The following is a 17291-nucleotide window of genomic DNA, read 5'->3' on the forward strand; positions in this document are numbered from 1 at the left end:
AAAGATCTCTGCAAGGAGGTAACCAGGTCGAGCGGGTTTCACTGCGAAGGCTGCTCGGCGGCCTGATCCAACAGAACTCGTGCGGAGTCCGCGTAGCCCATTGCGGTCTTCTCGTCGAGTCCGAACACGTCCGCGAGATGGAGCGGGTCGGGGCCTTTGGCCATGGCTTCTTCGAGCTGCCGGTTGACGCGGAGTCCCTCCAGGGTTGCGTCCCGCCCTCGCATCGCAGCACTGATCCCGTGGTTGCCGACCCGGCAGGTGGTGTTGGCGGTCTGGTTGTTGATCAGTAGGTGGTTCGCGGTGTTCGGCCACCGGTTTCGCCGGCGAGCCAGTCCAGCAGCAGCTTCAGGCTGGGGGCGACTGCGGCCCGCAGACCGGCGGTGAAGCCGGAACGTTCACCGCGAGCAGTGAACACCCTGCCGAGCACCGCGACCGTCGCCGCCCGTGCCCCGTCGGCGGATCACCTTGCGGCGACCGCTTGGAGAATCGGGAAAATCGGATAGGTCCCACCCGACACGGCTCGACGCGCGTTGATGTGTACGGCCGTCTGCCCGGCACTCTCCCCAGCGGGACGCGACCCCGCGCGTTCGGCCGCGACTCAGCAGCAGGAAATGACGCTACTTATCCTTTTTATCGTCTTTAGGCGGCGCCCCTTTGCCCTCTCCCTTTCCTGGGGCGGAGGAAGGGGGCGCGAGCGATGAGGGTGGCGCCGACAATGAAGGGGTGTCGGTCGGGGGCGCGGAGGGGTCAGGCGAGGTCGAAGGGAGTGACGTCGGCCTGTCGGGTGAGGGGGGTGAGGGCTTCGCATGCGTGCCGCGTCCGACGGGTGGGTGGGGTTTCGCCACAGACGAGCCGGATACGGCCACCCCCTCTGACGTGGGCCTCTCCCGTGGAGTGCCTGCGGGGGCGGATCGGAGCGCCGCGGGAGGGGCAGCGGTTGTGGTGGGGGCCGGGGCCTGGGCCGTGTGTGCGGGCGGCTCCGCCGAGGGCGCGGGTGCTCCCGGCCCGTAGGCCGTGGCGGAGAGCCCGAGGATCGCCGTTCCCACCAGCGCCGCACCACCCAGGAGAAGCGGCCTGAGCCGATGGGCTCCATGGGCGGGCTGCTCCTCCTGGGCCGCCTCGCGGAGAACAGCTTCTTCAGGTGCGGGAGGCCTCGGCACGCCGAGCATGGACGACGCGGTGACGCTCTCCACCGCTGCCAGCGCGAGGGGGTCGGCGAGGAATGCAGCAGCCTCCCTCGCCGTGGGGCGCTCATCGGGGCTTTTGGACAGCAGACGCATGATGAATACGTCCAAGGCCGTGGGAACACCGGCGCCCCGGTGCCGGTGCGGAGGGTCGGGAGCGACGTCGACATGCTGGTAGATCACCGCTGCCGCGTTGTCGGCCTGAAAAGGCGGCCTGCCGACAAGGAGTTCATACAGGACGCAACCTAGCGCGTACATGTCAGACTGTGGATCCACGGTTCGGCCGAGAGCCCGTTCAGGCGAGAGATAGGCACACGTTCCCAGGACCTCACCGGCCCCCGTAAGGCCTGCGGTTGTCTCGTCGGCAAAGCGTGCGATGCCGAAGTCCGCGATCTTGATCGTGCCGTCCGCCCCCCGCAGTAGGTTCGCGGGCTTCACATCTCGATGTATCACCCCACGGGCGTGAGCCACGGCCAGCCCTTCGGCCACCTGACGGCCCGCTTCAGCTGTTTCCCCAGGTGAGAACGGCCCGTCGGCTACGAGCTCCTCGGCAAGATTGCGGCCGTCGAGAAATTCGGTGACCAGGTACGGGCGCCCTCGTTCCACCCCGGTGTCGTAAACGGCCACCACATGCGGGCTGCTCAACTGGGCCGAGGTTCTGGCCTCCAGGATGAACCGGTGCGTCGCCGCCCCCTCGGGCTGCCAACGCAGGAGGAACTTCAGCGCGACCCGCCGCCCCAACGACTCGTCGACCCCCTCCCACACCTCACCCATCCCACCGTGGCCGACGCGGGCAACCAAGCGGTAGCGGCCCGCCACCAACTCCGGCGAGAGGCTTGAGGATTCGCGCTGGAGGGATTCGCCGCCCCGCCAAGAAGGCGTCGACCTCGCAACGTGCTGTCGCGAGGGCTGCGAGAGCCCGTGCTCCGGCAAGCGCCGGGAGAGGTCCACCATGAGCTCCGAGTGCCCGCCTCATGTGAGGTCATTCGCTTTCCTTGCGCACACCTGAGGCGAATCCTCGTCGAGTGCGACGAGGTCCGGCTGCCAACGCAAGCGGGCGTCAGACCAATCCGCCCAGCGACAGCCCGACCACCCCTTCACTTCGTGCCCTTGCGACACGTGAGTGCGGCGAGAGCAGGTCCATGTGCGCGTCGTAGTACGAGTGCGCTGGGTCGCGGATCCGGCATGCCGGTCGCGTGCAGGGGCCCGGCCAGCCACGCGATGCTCGACATCTTCCACACCCGCCCAGGCCGTAGCGAGGGGGACCCGCTTCGATGATCCGGTGCCACATAAGGGCGAGCGTGGGGACGAGGCACGCAGCGGCGTTCCTGCGTACTCCGTCGATAGGAAAAGCGTTCGACAGGCGGGGTTGGTCAGTCCGTTCGGGGGCAACCGGGGTACTACCGACGTTCGGCGCTTGGAGGTTCACCGTATGTCTGCTGGCCCCGTATTCACCAGTTCCCCCGCCATATCTGCCCCGGCACCGGCGGAACAGCGGGTGAGTGAATTGCCGTGGGTCGATGATCCGCAGGCGGTGGCACCCAAGGACGCACGGGCGTTGTCGAAGGTGTTCTTCGACCGGTTGCAGAGCGTGGAGGAGGGGACGCGTGAGTACGCGTACACGCGCAACACCCTCGTCGAGATGAACATGTCCCTGGTCCACTTCGCGGCGCGTCGCTTCCACCGCAGGGACCAGATGGAGGACGTGATCCAGGTCGGCATGATCGGCCTGATCAAGGCCATCGACCGCTTCGACCTCTCCCGCGAGAACGAGTTCGCCACCTTCGCGATCCCCTACATCGTCGGGGAGATCAAGCGGTTCTTCCGTGACACCAGCTGGGACGTCCATGTCCCCCGCCGTCTGCAGGAACTGCGCGTCGAACTGGCCAAGGCCCGCGACGCCCTCCACGCACGTCTGGACCGGGACCCGACCGTCGCCGAACTGGCTGCTTACCTGAACCGGCCCGAGAGGGAGATCCTCGACGGGATCATCGCCGCGAACGGATACAGCACCGACTCCCTCGACATGTCCGTCGACGCCGGGGACGGCGGGCGCGGGACGGGCTCGACCCTCAATGACTTCACTGGTTCCGTCGACCCCGGCATGGAGCTTGTGGAAGACCTCACCTCGCTCGCACCGCTCGTCGCCGACCTGAGCGAGCGCGACCGGCGGATCCTGCAGATGCGCTTCGGCCAGGAGATGACCCAGTCGGAGATCGGCGAGGCGCTCGGTGTCTCGCAGATGCACGTCTCGCGGCTCCTTGCTCGCGCGGTCAGTACGCTACGCGCCGGCCTGCTCACCGAAAACTGACCCACACCGCGACGGGGCAATTCCCTTCGCCTCAAGGTTTGTTCACAGCGGAGGCCGCACGCCGGCCTCCGCTTCTGTGTGCGCCGCAAGCGGAGAACCCTACAGGCAACGAAACACGCGCGCTCGTACGGAGAGAGGCTGAGCCGGAAAATACGTTCTGCTCCGTCGGGAAGATATCTGACGCCCTTTCCGGCACAGCCCGCATGCACCGGAGCGGCCCCCGCATTGGGGAGCGGTTCCCTATCGCTGTTACCAGGACCCTCCCGACTCTTCTCCACCACCCGGCACGGAAATTCTCACCCCCATGGTGAGGGGTGGCACGCGGCGAGGGCGGCCACCGAGGAGATCCGGGGCCGCCCTCACCATGTGCGCGTGCATGCTTCTACCAGCGGTACCAGCGGCTTCGCTTGCCGCCACTGTGTGCGGCCGGGCGGATCAGGAAGCCCAGAGCCCACACGACGAGAACGATGATCGCGATCCACCACAACAGGTGGAGTGCGAAACCCGCGCCGAAGAGAATGAGCGCGAGAAGAAGAACGAGCAGAATGGGAACCATGATTATTACCTCCGAAAAGGCGTGTTCCCCTGTTGGACTGCGCCATGTGCGCCGAACCCCGATCTCGTTTATCCGATGCGCACGGGTCCGGTCCGAGCATCCCCGTCACGTTCTTGGGCAGACGGACATCATTCGCGCGTGCCACACGCGTAGGGTGAGGAGACGTCATGAGCGAGACGGTGCGTTACACGATCGGAGCCGGGGTACGGTGCGCGGACGGGCAGTGCGGAAGCCTCAAACGCGTCGTGATCGACCCGCTCGCGCGCATCGTCACGCATCTGGTTGTCGATCCGGGCAAGGGGGACGACAAGCTCGTGCCCGTCTCTCTTCTCGCCCCGGGCACCGAGGACATGGTCCTGCACTGCGGGGAGCGGGAGTTCGAAGCGCTTGAGAGTGCCGAGGAGGAGCGATTCCTTTCCGGTGATGACACCTTCGGCTACGACGCCCGGCAGACCATGGTGTGGCCCTACTTCGGCCCGGCTGTCGCGATCGCCGGCCTCAGTCCCTCTCCTCTCCGATTGGGGGCGGGGACGCGCACGACGACACAGGAGCGGATCCCCGCCGGCGAAGTGCAGATCCGCCGTGGCGAACATGTGGCGTCCCAGGACGGGGAGGCCGGACGAGTACACGGCCTGGTGATCGATGACGTGGACCACACGGTCACCCACGTACTGCTCAGCGAAGGTCATCTCTGGGGCAAGAAGACCATCGCCGTGCCCGTCGCCGACATCGACCGGACCGGCACGAGCATCCACGTCAACTACACGAAGGACGAGCTCAAGGGATTCCCCGAAATCGACCTCACCCCGACCACGCCGGCCTGACCTCCGCAGGATCCGCCGGGATGAAACGGACCGTCAGGCGATCGGGTCCCGCCGGCCTCGCTCCGGCGGGCGTTCCCGCTGGTGTCGCCCGGGCCCGGGGCATGGCGACACGGGCGAACCCCTTCTCGGGACCCCGCCCGGTCGACCGATGACGACCCATTCGGCGTCTGACGCCTGGCTGGCCGCCACATACACGCACCCCGCACAGCCTTCGACAGGTTCGGCAACGGGTGGTCGTAGTCATGAGCGACTCTGCGATTTCTGCGCAACCCATGCAGAACCCAGAATAAACACGATCCCCATTACTGCGGGAATGGCCGCCGCAGGCGCATGTCCCATGAATATAGCCGAGACGCCGAGAGAAATGAGGACAGCTCCTGCAATCGCGGAAATGACAAGAAGGACCTTAATCATCTTTCTCCTCTTCAGGGTCGGGCGCCGCGGACGCTCGCCCCAAATATCACGCCTACTATGCTGCTTCGGTCCTGGCTGCCGATGCGGCGCTCAGCCCCGTGCCCAGTACCGTGCCACCAGCGATACCGGCTCCCATGCTCGCCCCCAATGTGGGCGCAGCACCGGCAACTGCGCCCGCGCCGTCGGGGGGGTGGTCGCAGGGCGGGCACTGCCGGTGGGTCCGTAGTCCCAGCGGTCCTGCGGGGTCCCGGTGTTGTCGACGAGGACGGACGGGGCGCCCTGGTTGTCGGTGACGTAGTAGTACGGGTTCCCGCCGTTTGTCATGCCGATGAGGGTTCCCGCGGGATCGCGGACGATTCCTGTGCTCTGCCCGTCGGTTGTCGTGCTGGAAATGCCCACCGGGCCCTGGTCGATGCGGGTCGAGTCGGCGGTGAGGCGGTTGGAGCTGTCGGTGCCGGCGTAGGTGTAGTGACTGGTGGTGTTGTTCGCCGTGAGGGCGGCCGACTCCCGCACTGCTGCTGGCCCTGGTCTCGAACTCGTCGAGCCCAATTCCGCGCATCCCGAAATCGTCCGCGCGCTCGTGCTCATCGAGGCCGGCCCCGGGGGCAATCCGAACGGTCCCGCAAAGATCCGCCGATGGCTCGACTCATGCCTGCACCGTTTCCCTCGCGCGAAGGTGCGGCCGCCTTCCTGGGTGGCGGAGCACGTGGCGCGGGCTGGGCCGCCGGGCTGGGGCAACACGATGACGGATGGTGGCGTCGCCACGACCGGGACCTGATGGTTCGCTTGCTCGCGGGAAATGCCCAGCGGTCGTTCCGGCACGAGTGGAGGCAGGTCGCCTGCCCCACCTTGGTCATTTTGGCCCGATCCAGCTTCATCCCCCCGCGGGAAGCCGAGGAGATGCTCCGGCAGCGACCCACCACGGTGGCCCTGAGCGTCCCCGGCACCGGACACGACTTGCACCTGGAACACCCTGACGCCCTGCACACCGCGCTCTCCGACGTCCTGGAGCGACGTGCGTGAGAGCTCCTGCGCGCTGACTGCGTCGAAGTCGGACCTCAAGCAGAGGGCTGACACGACGAAGCTCCCCGAGGCGAGGAGGACCACCTCGCAGCGGTCTGTCACCAGGGCTCCTACGAGGATGCGACCGCGCTGCGCCACTCCTTCGAGGGCGCCCAGCAGATCCTGCTCGCCCCCTCCCCCAACCCGCACGCCGTCACGGGAGCCCGGCATCGCGTCGGCGACGAGGTCGTCTTCGCAGCGGGAGCCCGGGACACCCTCTGCACCAGCCACCAGGGCGCCGGCGAACCGGAAGCGGGACCGCCGCCGGGGCGACGAGCGTGACGTGGGGGCCTCCGTAGCGTCGACGGTGACGAATGCGCCTACACGTCACCTGCCCTACGCGTTTGGCCCGCCGCCGGTCCACGGCCGAGACGGGGACGGACTCCGCAGTCGTCGGGTGCCGGGACAAGCGCCCCCGCAGCTTCGGTGACCCACAGGATCCAGGAAACGTCGATGCACAGGTCCAGCAGGCCGGGGGCGTAGTACACGGACTCGACAACCAGGGTGACGCCAAAGCGGCTGCCGCACCCGTGCACGGCTTCGTCCCGACGTCAATTCGAACGCCCCCTCCCATGAGCGGCCATTGGCTTCACTGGGGGCGGCCTTTCCGGTGATTACCGCCCCCCTCATGAGCGGGATGGCTGCCGAGCGGGTACGGCGTCCCAACGAAGGATCACCCCCCGAACCTGCGAGGAGCACCATGTACGCAGCAGTCCGCCGGTACGAAGGAGTGACCGATCCTGCCGAGGTGGGCCGCCTCGTGACCGAGGGGTTCCTGCCCCTCGTTCGCCAGATCCCCGGTTTCGTGGCCTTCTACTGGATCAATCCCGGAAACGGAGTCGTCGTCTCGACCAGCGTCTTCCGGGACCAGGCTGGCAGCGACGAGTCGATCTTGCGGGCGTCGGACTTTGTACGGGAGAACCTCGCGTCACTTCTTCCCAACGCTCCCCAGGTCATGGCCGGGGAGGTTGAGGCTTCCGCCTAGCGTCTCGCTGTGGTGGACCGCTGATCCCGGCATGGCGCGGGCCGAGACCCGCGCGTTCGACTGCGGCGCCGTGCTCGGGCTCCCGCCCTTTCCCTGCGCGCGGCAATGAGTCCGCCTGTCTCATGCCCGTATCGGTTGAAGCCGGACGTTCGCCATTCGTCGCCGTCGGCCAGGACAGCCAGTGCTTCGTAGCCGTTCAGTGTTTCCACCCAGTCCTTCGCGCCGTCTACTGGAGAATGCGGCGGTGGCGAAGGTGTCGATCAGTGTCAGGCGTGGCCCGATCAGCGTAAGTGAGGCGAAGGCGGTGGCGGGTGAAGCGTTGTGCTGGTCGAAGATGTGCGCGCCGCGTTCGGCAGTGCCAGAGGTGGCGACGGCCAGATCGTGGCGGGCGGTCACGACGGTGGCCACTGCACCGGGGTGTAGAGGGTGAGCGATGCCGATGCGCCAGGGGGCGCCGGGGCCGGTTGGCCGCGGAGCTGGAGCTCGCCGCCGCCGTTGACCCAGGTGTCGTGCGTCCGCTTCGTGGAGGAGCTGGGATGAGGCTTCGGTGGCCCAGCCTTGGACGAGACCGGACGGGTCGAGGCGGCCGGGATGACGCTGAACCAACCGCCACTTTCGTGGATGGGCCTGCGCGCACGGGACGGGACTTCGTGGACTTCGGGCGGGCAGTCCTGAAATCTGGATCTCGCTGCGGTCGAGCGGCTGATCTGGCTGTCGGGCCGGTGGAGAGCACGGCGTCGACCTGGTGGAGATGGTGCACGGCCTGGGCGAGCCTGTCCCGGATGTCGTCGTCCACCGACGCCGGCCACGAACTGCGCACCCCCGTGGCCAACATCCGCGCTCACGCCGAACTCGCCCTGCGCCATGCGAGTTCCGTCCCTTGCCGAAGTCCACCACGCCCTTGGGCGCATCGACAAAGAGTCCCGGCGCATGAGCCGCCTCGTCGACGACCTACTGCTTCTCGCCCGCTTGGACGCCGGGTGCCCCCTCCGAACAGGAACCGATCGACCTGACGCTGGTCTCTGCGGCACAATCCGAGCGAGGCCGCCCAGCGGAGTGTTGCCCAGCACCATCGCTGCTTGGACGTCCTGACGCCCGCTGCGCCTCAGCCCGAACCCGACAACGTCCCCGCCCCGCACTGGGCCGCATCGCCATTGCCGACAGGCCACCGCTGTGCCGACCGGAATCGGATTCTTCGCCCCGGCACGTGTGTTGCCCTTGTTCAGCTGTGCCACATCCAGATGTTGAGCTCGCGATACACACCGTGATCGACAGGTCGGTCGACGTGAAGCAGGCTCAATCCTTTGGAATCACGTAGGCGCCCGACTCGGGGAAAGCCATTCCCCTCCACTGTTCCCACTCAGCAACCGTGCCGGTCATCGCCTGCGAAGCGGGAGTCGCCGAAAGGCTGAGGACCCGTCTCCGGCGCGTTCGGCCCGCTCGTCTGCCCTGCTGCGAGGGCTGCCCCCGCGCAGTCACGGCGCTAACCCCCCTCCAGTGAGGGCTCGTTGGCCTTCCACATGGGGTGCTCGATGTCGGCCCTGCTTCCGGTTCGGTCACTGCGCCGGCCTGGCGGAGGCCGGCCTTCGCGCCGAGGGAGAAGGCGTGTACGAGGTGGATGCGTAGGCGCCGTTGGCGTATGGGCGGCAGGGGTCGCTCATCCCGGACATCGGCCCCCGAATCGGCTCCGGGAGCCCGCAGCGCCGAACGTTGGAGGCACGGCAACGGTCCCGTAGACGGCCCGTGTTGTCTCCGGAAAGATCGACGAGGCCGCTCGGTGACGCGATCCGGAGGCGCTGGGCTCCTCGGCCGTTCAGCGGTCGGCGTCGAGGCGCTCGGCGGTGGCCGATGGGCGGCTCGCCGACGGCCTGAGAACATGTGCCGTGCCCTGGCCGAGCACGCCGTGGTCGTATGCCGTCTCCGCGTGCACGGCCAGGTCCAGGCCGTCGCGCTCGTGCTCGGGCGAGGCCCGGAAACCCATCACACGGTCGATCGCCTTACCGATGCCGTAAGTGACGGCGAAGGCGTACGCGCCGACGGTCAGCACCGCTACCGCCTGGCGGCCCAGTTGCCCGAACCCTCCGCCGTGTACGAGCCCCGTGACGCCACCGGTCATGGCGGCGGTGGCGAAGACACCGATCAGCACGGTTCCGACGACACCCGCGACGAGGTGCACACCGACGACGTCCAGCGAGTCGTCATAGCCGAGCCGGAACTTCCATCCGACGGCGAAGGAACACAGGACACCCGCCGCGAGGCCGATGACCAGGGCTCCGCCGATGCCGACGGAGCCGCACGACGGGGTGATCGCGACCAGACCCGCCACCGAGCCCGACGCGGCGCCCAGCGTGGTGGCGTGGCCGTTCCTGCGCTTCTCCACGGCGAGCCAGCCCAGGAGGCCAGCGCACCCGGCCGCCTGCGTGTTGATGAACGCGGCCGCGGCGAGCCCGTCCGCCGCGCCCGCCGAGCCCGCGTTGAAGCCGAACCAGCCGAACCAGAGGAGACCCGCGCCGAGCAGGACCAGCGGCAGGTTGTGGGGGCGCGTGGCTTCCTTCCTGAAGCCCAGCCGCTCGCCGAGCACCAGCGCGAGCGCGAGACCGGACGCCCCGCAGTCGACCTCCACGACGGTGCCGCCCGCGAAGTCCAGTGCGTGCAACTTGGCGACGATCCAGCCCGCGGGCGAGAACACCCAGTGCGCGACGGGCACGTACACGGCCAGCGTCCATACGGCGACGAAGACGACCCATGCGCCGAATTTGGCACGGTCCGCGATGGCGCCGCTGATCAGCGCGGCGGTGATCACGGCGAAGCTGAGCTGGAACGTGGCGTAGAGGAGGGTCGGCACATGGCCGGTGAGCGAGGCCGGTCCGATGCCGCGCATCCCGGCGTGCTCAAGGCCGCCCAGCAGGCCGGCGCCGCCGAGGTCGTGGCCGAACGCCAGACTGTAGCCGGCCACCAGCCACACCACGGTCACCACCGCGATGGAGACGAAGCTCATCATGATCATGTTGAGCACGCTCTTGGTGCTCACCATGCCGCCGTAGAAGAGTGCGAGCCCGGGCGTCATCAGCAGGACGAGAGCGGTGCTCGCGAGGAGCCAGGCCGTGTCACCGGTGTCGAAGCCCGTAGGCATGTCGCTGGATCACCCTCCGAGTCGGCGCGACTCGACGGCGCGGGGCCGAGCCGGGATTCGCAAGAGCCTCGCCTTCTCGCATTACGACAGGAGGTCGACCGTGTTACCCCGTTGTTTCATATTGCGGGGGCGTATCGTGAGGAACGGATCCTGCCGGTCCGCCTCACCGTCCGCTCCCCCGCCGTGAGCGGCTCGGCAAGAGTGTGATCGCGACCTGGACAGCGGCGGACGCGAACGCCGAACCCATCATGGCCGGCCGGCCGAAGGTGACCCTGCGACATCGCCCACGGTCTGCCCCACCTGATGTTCGCGCTGGACCGCCCGAGGTGCAAGTTCCCCTGCACCCCCCGTACATGACCTACCGCAAGCTCGAGGTGCTCCGCGGATCGGCGCCCGCCGCCCACCGGACGTCGTGGTCGTCCCCCGGGTTGTGGTGGCGGTCGAGGACACGCGGCCGTTGCCTGTCACGGCATGACGGGCACGACGCCCCGCCCGGCCCTCAGACCCCGGCAGCACCGCCGTCCGGGCTCGCACCGGCAGTGCGCGGGGTGCGGGCGCGCGGCATGAGCACCAGCGCGATCATGGCGATAACGCAGCATCCCAGCATGTACCAGCTGATCCCGACGCTGGAGTCGGTGTTCTCCAGTATCGCGGCCGCGACGAGCGGCGCCGGGCCACCCGCGATGACCGAGGCCAGTTGGTAGCCGAGGCCGGCGCCGCTGTAGCGGACGTTCGCGTCAAATCCCTCGGCTATCAGCGCCGCCTGCGGCCCGTACTGCATATCGTGGAAGAAGAGCGAGAGCACGATCGCCAGCAGCACGAGTCCTGAGTCGGCGGTGTCCAGCAACGCGAAGTAGGGAAAGGCGAACGCCCCGACGCAGACGATACCGATCCCGTACGTCAGGCGACGGCCGATGAGGTCCGAGACGTACCCCCACAGCGGGACGGTGACCAGTCCGATCGCCGCGGCCACCATGGTGTCGTCGAGCAGGTCCTGACGGGGCAGGCCCACCTTCTGCGTGCCGTACGTGAGGACGAACGTGATGAAGAGGTAGAACGGGGCCTGTTCGGAAAGTCGGACGAAGGCGGAGGTCAGCACCTCGCGCGGCTGCTCGCGCAGTACGTGCAGGACCGGCTGACGCACCACTCGCCGGGTCCGCTTGACCTCGTCGAAGACCGGGCTCTCCAGCACCCTCAACCGCACGTAGAGACCGATCCCCACGAGCACGATGCTGGCGAGGAACGGAACCCGCCAGCCCCAGCTGTCGAAGTCGTCGCCGGCCGTGGAGTCCATGAGGTTGACCATGCCGGTCGAGGCGAGCAGGCCGAGCGGCACGCCCAGTTGCGGCCAACTGGTCATGAACCCACGTCGGCGGCGCGAGCCCCACTCCATGGAGAGCAGGACGGAACCGCCCCACTCGCCGCCCACACCGATCCCCTGGACGATGCGCAGCAGCACCAGCAGCAGCGGGGCGGCGAAGCCGATCGACGCATAGCCGGGAAGCACGCCCATGAGAAAAGTACTGAGGCCCATCATGAGCAACGTGACGACCAGGGTCGACTTGCGGCCGACCCGGTCGCCGAAGTGACCGAAGATCGCCGCGCCCACGGGGCGAGCCGCGAAACCGACGGCCTGGGTCCCGAAGGAGGCGAGGGCGCCGACATACGGGGAGGAGCCGGGGAAGAAAAGGTGCGGGAAGACCAGGGCGGCGGCCGTACCGTAGAGGAAGAAGTCGTACCACTCGATGGCCGTACCCACTGTGCTGGCGATCACCGCGCGGGAGCGCCGGCCGCCTGACGACTCAGCCGGGATGTCGGTGGGGGCGTGCGTGGTCATGACGGCTCCTCTGCTGGGCAGGCGGACCATTGATCCACAAACGGGATGCCGTGAGGTTCACGTCACGAAGGCCTGCTGTCAAGGGAGTTGACACAGGGGAACCGGATGCGCGCGTGATCGCGCGGTGTGGGCAGCCCCGCCGCAACGGCACATCGCAGCGTTCAGACGGTCACCTCACGACAGCCGGGGTTGGTAGCAGCCGCATGCCTCCGACCGTAAGGAATGAGGCCATGGTGCTGTCGCCACGTCCTTGGTGTCCGCGTGGGCAGCCATACGGCGGCACCCGGCAACCGGCGTACCGCAGAAGCACGTCGTGCCCGGACCTGTACGACAGGCGGCCCAGGGAGCGACCCAACCGGGCTCCCCCGCACCTCCCTCTAACACCCGGGCAACCCGACTGACACTTCTCCTGTCCACCGGCAATGGTCCTCCGTGCCTGCGGCCTGTGGTCCTGGCGGTGGTCAGCGCGCTGGAGAACGGCACAGGAGACGCGGGAAGGTGCCGAAGGTGTGTTGCAGGTGGGATGGTTACCCGGGCCGTGGGGCTGACAGGGGAAGCGGTCCTGCGGTGTACCCGTTCAGTCAGCGGGACGACGTGCGGTCGCCCCGTCAGCGGGACTTGCGCGTCTGGGCTGCCTTCCGGGCCTCCGCGAGCTGCCGGGCTTCGGCGGCCTTGCGGCTCTCCTTCACCGGACGACCCGGGCGGGTGCCCATGCCTCGGAAGGCGGCGTTGGTGTTTTTCGCGGGCGCCGTGGCCGGTGCGCGTCTGGCACCAGTGATACCGGACAGCTTCGCGTCGCCGGACCGCACCGGTGTGATCGTGGGGCGGATGCGGGCCTCCGACATCATCCGGTTCACCTCGCGGCGCTCTCCGGGTGTGACCAGAGTGACCACGCTGCCCGACTCTCCCGCGCGGGCCGTACGCCCGCCTCGGTGGAGGTAGTCCTTGGAATCGGCGGGCGGATCCACGTTGACGACGAGGTCGAGGTCGTCGATGTGGATACCGCGAGCTGCCACATTGGTGGCCACCAGCACCATGATCCCGCCGTCCTTGAACCGGGCCAGCGTGTGGGTGCGCTGCGGCTGCGACTTTCCGCTGTGCAGGGCGGCGGCCTGAATTCCGCTGTCCCGCAGGTGGCGTGTGAAGCGGTCCACGGCCACTTTCGTGTCCAGGAACATCAGGACCCGGCCGTCACGGGCCGCGATCTCGGTTGCGGTGGCGACTTTGTCGGCCGGATGGACGAGCAGTACGTGATGCTCCATCGTGGTCACCGATCCCGACGATCGGTCGACGGAGGCCGACACCGGATCGTGCAGGTGTCGCTTGACCAGACGGTCGACGTCGCGGTCGAGCGTGGCGGAGAAGAGCATCCGCTGCCCGTCGGGGCGCACCTGGTCCAAGAACTCCGAGACCTGGGGCAGGAACCCCAGGTCACACATCTGGTCCGCCTCGTCCAGAACGGTGATCTCCACACGGTCCAGATGACAGTAACGGCGGGAGACCAGGTCGGCCAGCCGTCCCGGGGTGGCGACGACGACCTCGGCCCCGTTCCGCAGCGAGGCGGCCTGCCGCCCGATCGACAGGCCGCCGACCACGGTCGCCAACCGGACGCCGAGGACCTGCGCGTACGGCGCCAGGGCGTCACTCACCTGCTGCGCGAGCTCCCTGGTCGGTACGAGGACCAGGCCGAGGGGCCGCTTCGCGTCGGCGCGTCGGCCCGCGATACGGACGAGTAGCGGGAGACCGAAGGCGAGTGTCTTGCCCGAGCCGGTGCGCGCCCGGCCGAGCACGTCGCGGCCGACGAGAGCGTTCGGCAGGGTGACTGCCTGGATCGGGAAAGGGTCCCGCACCGCCAGGCCGGCCATGGTGCGGACCAGCTCAGGCGGCAGATCCAGCTCGGCGAACGTCTCGATCGGCGGCAGGCCCGGTGTCATCGCCCTGGGTGCCGAGTCCTCGCCCTCCGGCTCGTCGGAGTGCTCGTTGTTGCCGGAACCGGAGTTTCCGGAACCAGACGTCTTCGCGTTCATGGGGCCCTTCCTCGACTGGTGACCCCGAACGAGACAGAGCCCGTGCCGTGGTGGCACGGGCCCCTTGTGTTTCGAAGCGCACGATGATTTTACCAGCGTCCGGCTCGTCACGGCCGGCCACCACGACAGCACCGGAGGCCACCCCGGCACCCCGGCACCCCGGTGGCACCGTGCGGGTCATCGTGCGGAGGATCCTGGCAGTTGACGGCCTGGATACAGCGCCGGCCTCGGCGGTCACCGTGCTGGGTGCCGCCCCGTGCACCGTGGGCAGAGTCGATGGCCGAGGTAACAACTCCTGCCCGTTCCTGGCTCGACGCCCACGGGACGGAGCAGGTGCCGGCGCGCACGTCGGGCCGAACCGGTATCGGTCCGTCCCTGGTGATGGGTATCCTCGCCGCCAGAATCTCACCCAAGTCCGCAGGCCCACCGCACGGATGTCGACGCACCGGCTGCACGCTCACCTACGGGCACCTGCGCCACGCGGCCCCGACGACGACCATTGCAGGCACTGGGAGAAACGGGAGGACGACGTTGACTGACCAAGGATTCTCCGTCGAGGACATCGACACCAGCAGACCCCATCCCGCCCGCATGTACGACTACTACCTCGGCGGCCGGGACAACTACGAGATCGACCGCGAGGCCGCGCAGCGCGTGATCGACCTGTTCCCGGACATCGTGCCCATGGCACGAGGAAACCGGAGGTTCATGCACCGGGCGGTGCGGTACATGGTGCAGAGCGGTATCCGGCAGATCATCGACATCGGCACCGGCATTCCCACGGCGCCCAACACCCACCAGGTGGCGCACGAGGTGTCGCCCGAGGTCCGTGTGGCGTATGTGGACAACGACCCGATCGTGGCGACGTATGCGGGGGCGCATCTGCTGGGTGCGACGCACACCGGCCTGTTCCTCGGTGACCTGCGCGACCCGGACGGCATCCTGAAGCATCCGATCATCAGCAAGCTGATCGACTTCGGCCAGCCGGTCGGGCTGATGCTGGTGGCCGTCCTGCACTTCATCCGGGACGATGAGGATCCGGCGGGGCTGGTGGCCGCCTACCGCGACGCGCTGCCCGCCGGCAGCCACCTGGTCCTCAGCCATACGACCGGCGACTTCCACCGGCTCGACGGCGATGCCGGAGAAGCCCGGGACGTCTACCGGGACAGGGGGGCCACCGCCACTCTCACCCTGCGGTCGCACGACCAGGTGCTGGGCTTCTTCGACGGATTCGAGCTGGTCGAGCCCGGACTGGTCCAACCGCCGCTCTGGCGTCCTGACGGTCCGGTCCCCACGGAGCGGGACATGGCGCATGTCGGCTTCTACGGCGGCGTCGGCATCAAACTCTGACTCACGGGCCGCACCCCGCCCAGCCCACGCGCTTCGGAGCCACGCGCCACCGCGCCGCGCGCCTGCGGCCGGACAACGTGCCACGCCGGAGCGCTTGAACTGCCCTTCGGCACACCCTGGCCGCGCGAGAACCGCTTCCGCGCCTGGGGGGTCCGCATCGGGAAGAAGGCGCGCACCGCGCCTCCCGGCGGTTCGTGCCGGTCGGCCGTGTCCGGTGGGGCGTGGTGCGGGCGTGGTGCGGGGGCGGCGCGCGGGCCGCTCACGGCATGGGCGGCCCGGCGAGGTAGGTGCCGTGGGAGTCGTACGGCCAGGCATTGGCGACGCAGCCGTGCAGGCCGTCGATCTGCTGCATCATCGCGGGCGCGGGCCTGCCGGGACCCGGGCAGCCCTCGTGGCCGTGGCCGATGCGGTGCCCGACCTCGTGGTTGATGATCAGCGCACGGTAGTCGTGCAGCGGGCCCGGGAACTCCGGCGAACCCGTCTCCCACCGCTTCAGGTTGACCACCACCTGACTGCCCACATCACAGTTCACCTCACCATGGGTGTGCAGCCCGGCAGCTCCGCAGATCCGGTCCACCGTCGCGGGGCTCGCGATCTTGATCTCGAAGTCGGCGACCCCGCCGGACACCAGCTGGAAGCCGTCATGCCCGTCGTCGGTCCAGCCGCGCGGATCGGCCAGCACCGTCTCGATCTCCCGCGCGGCGTCCTTCGCCGAGACACCCGTACCGCCTTCGACCTCGACCTTGTAGCGGCGGATGGTGCCCTGGCCGACAGCTTTCCCGGACGCGGCGGCGGTGGTGAACACACCACTGCCGGGCCCGGAGAAGTCCGTGCCGCCCGACGGTTCGCCGGACCCGCCCGGCGTACCCGAGGAGGAGGCCGACGGCTTCTGCGAGGGGGAGGCCGACGGCTTCCCGGACGCCTTTCCCGGGCCGGCACCGGTGTGCCTGGCGGCGGGCGGCGCCGCCGGAGACGTACGGGGCGGTGATGCCGCCGCCGACCCGGTCCCACCACCCCCACTGTTCAGCACGGTGAGGGCAGCGCCGACCACACCCGCGACGACCACGACCGCGATCATGAGGGCGGGGCGCCGTCTTCGGGGTCCCTTCCCCCGGCGCGCACCGCCCCGCCGCCGGGGCCGGCCGTGGGCGGACCGGGAGCCGGCGGTGGCTCTCCCGTGCGCCCTCTTCGCGGTGGACGGGGCTGCTGTCGGCTGTCGCATGTCACCCCGCACCGACGTGCGTGCTCGGTGCTTGATCATGCTCATTCTTTTCATCCTGCCTTTGTCGGGGCTGCGCGACGCTCTCTCGGATGACGACTTCCGGAGTCATGAGGACGGACAGGTCGTCCCCCTTGTTGGTCACGCGCGGGAACCCGGTGGCGAGCTCTCGTCGTCGTGTGTGACCGTCCCGCCCCGGTACGTACGACGTTAGAGCGGCCACAGCTCTCCGAGAGTGTCACCGGCCCACCGCCACTCCCGCGCCGACTGTGTGATTCGGCCACCTCGCGGTGTGCTCTGCGGCCAACCGGGTCGTGTCTGCGGCGCTCGACAATGCGAATACCCTCGCCAGGGTGTGAAACCGGTCCGCCGGCGCGCTCGCCGAGTGC

The 17291-nt window shown here is 68.7% G+C and carries 14 protein-coding genes and 1 pseudogene; 6 read left to right on the plus strand and 9 right to left on the minus strand.

Annotated elements, in window-relative coordinates:
- Nucleotides 1-38: 38 nt before the first annotated feature.
- Entirely contained in the window at nucleotides 39-224 is a 186-nt protein-coding gene (locus tag OG310_RS01440) for a hypothetical protein (protein ID WP_329454021.1), read from the minus strand.
- A 393-nt stretch (nucleotides 225-617) separates the two neighbouring features.
- Nucleotides 618-2138, minus strand: a complete 1521-nt coding sequence (locus OG310_RS38450; protein ID WP_443078522.1) for a protein kinase domain-containing protein — start codon at nucleotides 2136-2138, stop codon at nucleotides 618-620.
- A gap of 478 nt (nucleotides 2139-2616) precedes the next feature.
- Here OG310_RS38450 and OG310_RS01445 point away from each other — a divergent pair, with 478 nt between their 5' ends.
- Nucleotides 2617-3495, plus strand: a complete 879-nt coding sequence (locus OG310_RS01445) for a SigB/SigF/SigG family RNA polymerase sigma factor (protein WP_443078523.1) — start codon at nucleotides 2617-2619, stop codon at nucleotides 3493-3495.
- A 382-nt stretch (nucleotides 3496-3877) separates the two neighbouring features.
- Here OG310_RS01445 and OG310_RS01450 read toward each other — a convergent pair whose 3' ends face one another.
- Nucleotides 3878-4051, minus strand: coding sequence for a hydrophobic protein (locus OG310_RS01450; protein ID WP_329454023.1), 174 nt, complete (start codon nucleotides 4049-4051; stop codon nucleotides 3878-3880).
- A 167-nt stretch (nucleotides 4052-4218) separates the two neighbouring features.
- On the opposite strand from OG310_RS01450, the gene OG310_RS01455 reads away from it, so the two are divergent.
- A complete protein-coding gene (locus OG310_RS01455) occupies nucleotides 4219-4875 on the plus strand; it encodes a hypothetical protein (RefSeq protein ID WP_329454024.1) in 657 nt (218 codons plus the stop codon).
- Between the two features lie 504 nt (nucleotides 4876-5379).
- Here OG310_RS01455 and OG310_RS01460 read toward each other — a convergent pair.
- Nucleotides 5380-5802 carry a hypothetical protein gene (locus tag OG310_RS01460; RefSeq protein WP_329454025.1) on the minus strand — a complete coding sequence of 141 codons (423 nt, stop codon included), beginning with the start codon at nucleotides 5800-5802 and terminating at the stop codon, nucleotides 5380-5382.
- A 345-nt stretch (nucleotides 5803-6147) separates the two neighbouring features.
- Between OG310_RS01460 and OG310_RS01465 the strand changes: the two genes are divergently transcribed.
- Both OG310_RS01465 and OG310_RS01470 read left to right on the plus strand, forming a co-directional pair.
- Nucleotides 6148-6312: an alpha/beta fold hydrolase gene (locus tag OG310_RS01465; RefSeq protein ID WP_329454026.1), complete on the plus strand. Its 165-nt coding sequence runs from the start codon at nucleotides 6148-6150 to the stop codon at nucleotides 6310-6312.
- A 739-nt stretch (nucleotides 6313-7051) separates the two neighbouring features.
- On the plus strand, nucleotides 7052-7336 hold the full coding sequence (locus OG310_RS01470; RefSeq protein ID WP_329454027.1) for a hypothetical protein: 285 nt from the start codon (nucleotides 7052-7054) through the stop codon (nucleotides 7334-7336).
- A gap of 120 nt (nucleotides 7337-7456) precedes the next feature.
- On the opposite strand, the gene OG310_RS38455 is transcribed toward OG310_RS01470, so the two are convergent.
- Complete coding sequence (locus tag OG310_RS38455) at nucleotides 7457-7942, minus strand: FAD:protein FMN transferase (protein ID WP_443078524.1); 486 nt, start codon at nucleotides 7940-7942, stop codon at nucleotides 7457-7459.
- Nucleotides 7943-8127: 185 nt separating this feature from the next.
- On the opposite strand from OG310_RS38455, the pseudogene OG310_RS01475 reads away from it, so the two are divergent.
- Nucleotides 8128-8378, plus strand: a pseudogene (locus tag OG310_RS01475) (histidine kinase dimerization/phospho-acceptor domain-containing protein); the annotation flags it as partial.
- Between the two features lie 771 nt (nucleotides 8379-9149).
- Here the strand turns inward: OG310_RS01475 and OG310_RS01480 are convergent.
- The 3 genes from OG310_RS01480 to OG310_RS01490 form a co-directional block, all read right to left on the minus strand.
- Complete coding sequence (locus OG310_RS01480; protein WP_329454028.1) at nucleotides 9150-10469, minus strand: ammonium transporter; 1320 nt, start codon at nucleotides 10467-10469, stop codon at nucleotides 9150-9152.
- Nucleotides 10470-10968: 499 nt separating this feature from the next.
- Nucleotides 10969-12306, minus strand: coding sequence for an MFS transporter (locus tag OG310_RS01485; protein WP_329454029.1), 1338 nt, complete (start codon nucleotides 12304-12306; stop codon nucleotides 10969-10971).
- A 608-nt stretch (nucleotides 12307-12914) separates the two neighbouring features.
- A complete protein-coding gene (locus OG310_RS01490; RefSeq protein ID WP_329454030.1) occupies nucleotides 12915-14333 on the minus strand; it encodes a DEAD/DEAH box helicase in 1419 nt (472 codons plus the stop codon).
- Between the two features lie 531 nt (nucleotides 14334-14864).
- Here OG310_RS01490 and OG310_RS01495 point away from each other — a divergent pair.
- Nucleotides 14865-15683: an SAM-dependent methyltransferase gene (locus tag OG310_RS01495; protein ID WP_329454031.1), complete on the plus strand. Its 819-nt coding sequence runs from the start codon at nucleotides 14865-14867 to the stop codon at nucleotides 15681-15683.
- A gap of 259 nt (nucleotides 15684-15942) precedes the next feature.
- Here the strand turns inward: OG310_RS01495 and OG310_RS01500 are convergent, their stop codons facing one another.
- Complete coding sequence (locus OG310_RS01500) at nucleotides 15943-16761, minus strand: DUF3152 domain-containing protein (protein WP_329454032.1); 819 nt, start codon at nucleotides 16759-16761, stop codon at nucleotides 15943-15945.
- Nucleotides 16762-17291 lie beyond the last annotated feature (530 nt).

It is taken from the genome of Streptomyces sp. NBC_01497, assembly GCF_036250695.1.
In the GTDB taxonomy this organism is placed as follows: domain Bacteria; phylum Actinomycetota; class Actinomycetes; order Streptomycetales; family Streptomycetaceae; genus Streptomyces.

Bases quoted from the DNA above. Each gene is read 5' to 3' on its own strand.
- OG310_RS01440 (WP_329454021.1), bottom strand. From the start codon at position 224: ATGCGAGGGCGGGACGCAACCCTGGAGGGACTCCGCGTCAACCGGCAG.
- OG310_RS38450 (WP_443078522.1), bottom strand. From the start codon at position 2,138: ATGGTGGACCTCTCCCGGCGCTTGCCGGAGCACGGGCTCTCGCAGCCC.
- OG310_RS01445 (WP_443078523.1), top strand. From the start codon at position 2,617: ATGTCTGCTGGCCCCGTATTCACCAGTTCCCCCGCCATATCTGCCCCG.
- OG310_RS01450 (WP_329454023.1), bottom strand. From the start codon at position 4,051: ATGGTTCCCATTCTGCTCGTTCTTCTTCTCGCGCTCATTCTCTTCGGC.
- OG310_RS01455 (WP_329454024.1), top strand. From the start codon at position 4,219: ATGAGCGAGACGGTGCGTTACACGATCGGAGCCGGGGTACGGTGCGCG.
- OG310_RS01470 (WP_329454027.1), top strand. From the start codon at position 7,052: ATGTACGCAGCAGTCCGCCGGTACGAAGGAGTGACCGATCCTGCCGAG.
- OG310_RS01480 (WP_329454028.1), bottom strand. From the start codon at position 10,469: ATGCCTACGGGCTTCGACACCGGTGACACGGCCTGGCTCCTCGCGAGC.
- OG310_RS01485 (WP_329454029.1), bottom strand. From the start codon at position 12,306: ATGACCACGCACGCCCCCACCGACATCCCGGCTGAGTCGTCAGGCGGC.
- OG310_RS01490 (WP_329454030.1), bottom strand. From the start codon at position 14,333: ATGAACGCGAAGACGTCTGGTTCCGGAAACTCCGGTTCCGGCAACAAC.
- OG310_RS01500 (WP_329454032.1), bottom strand. From the start codon at position 16,761: ATGATCGCGGTCGTGGTCGTCGCGGGTGTGGTCGGCGCTGCCCTCACC.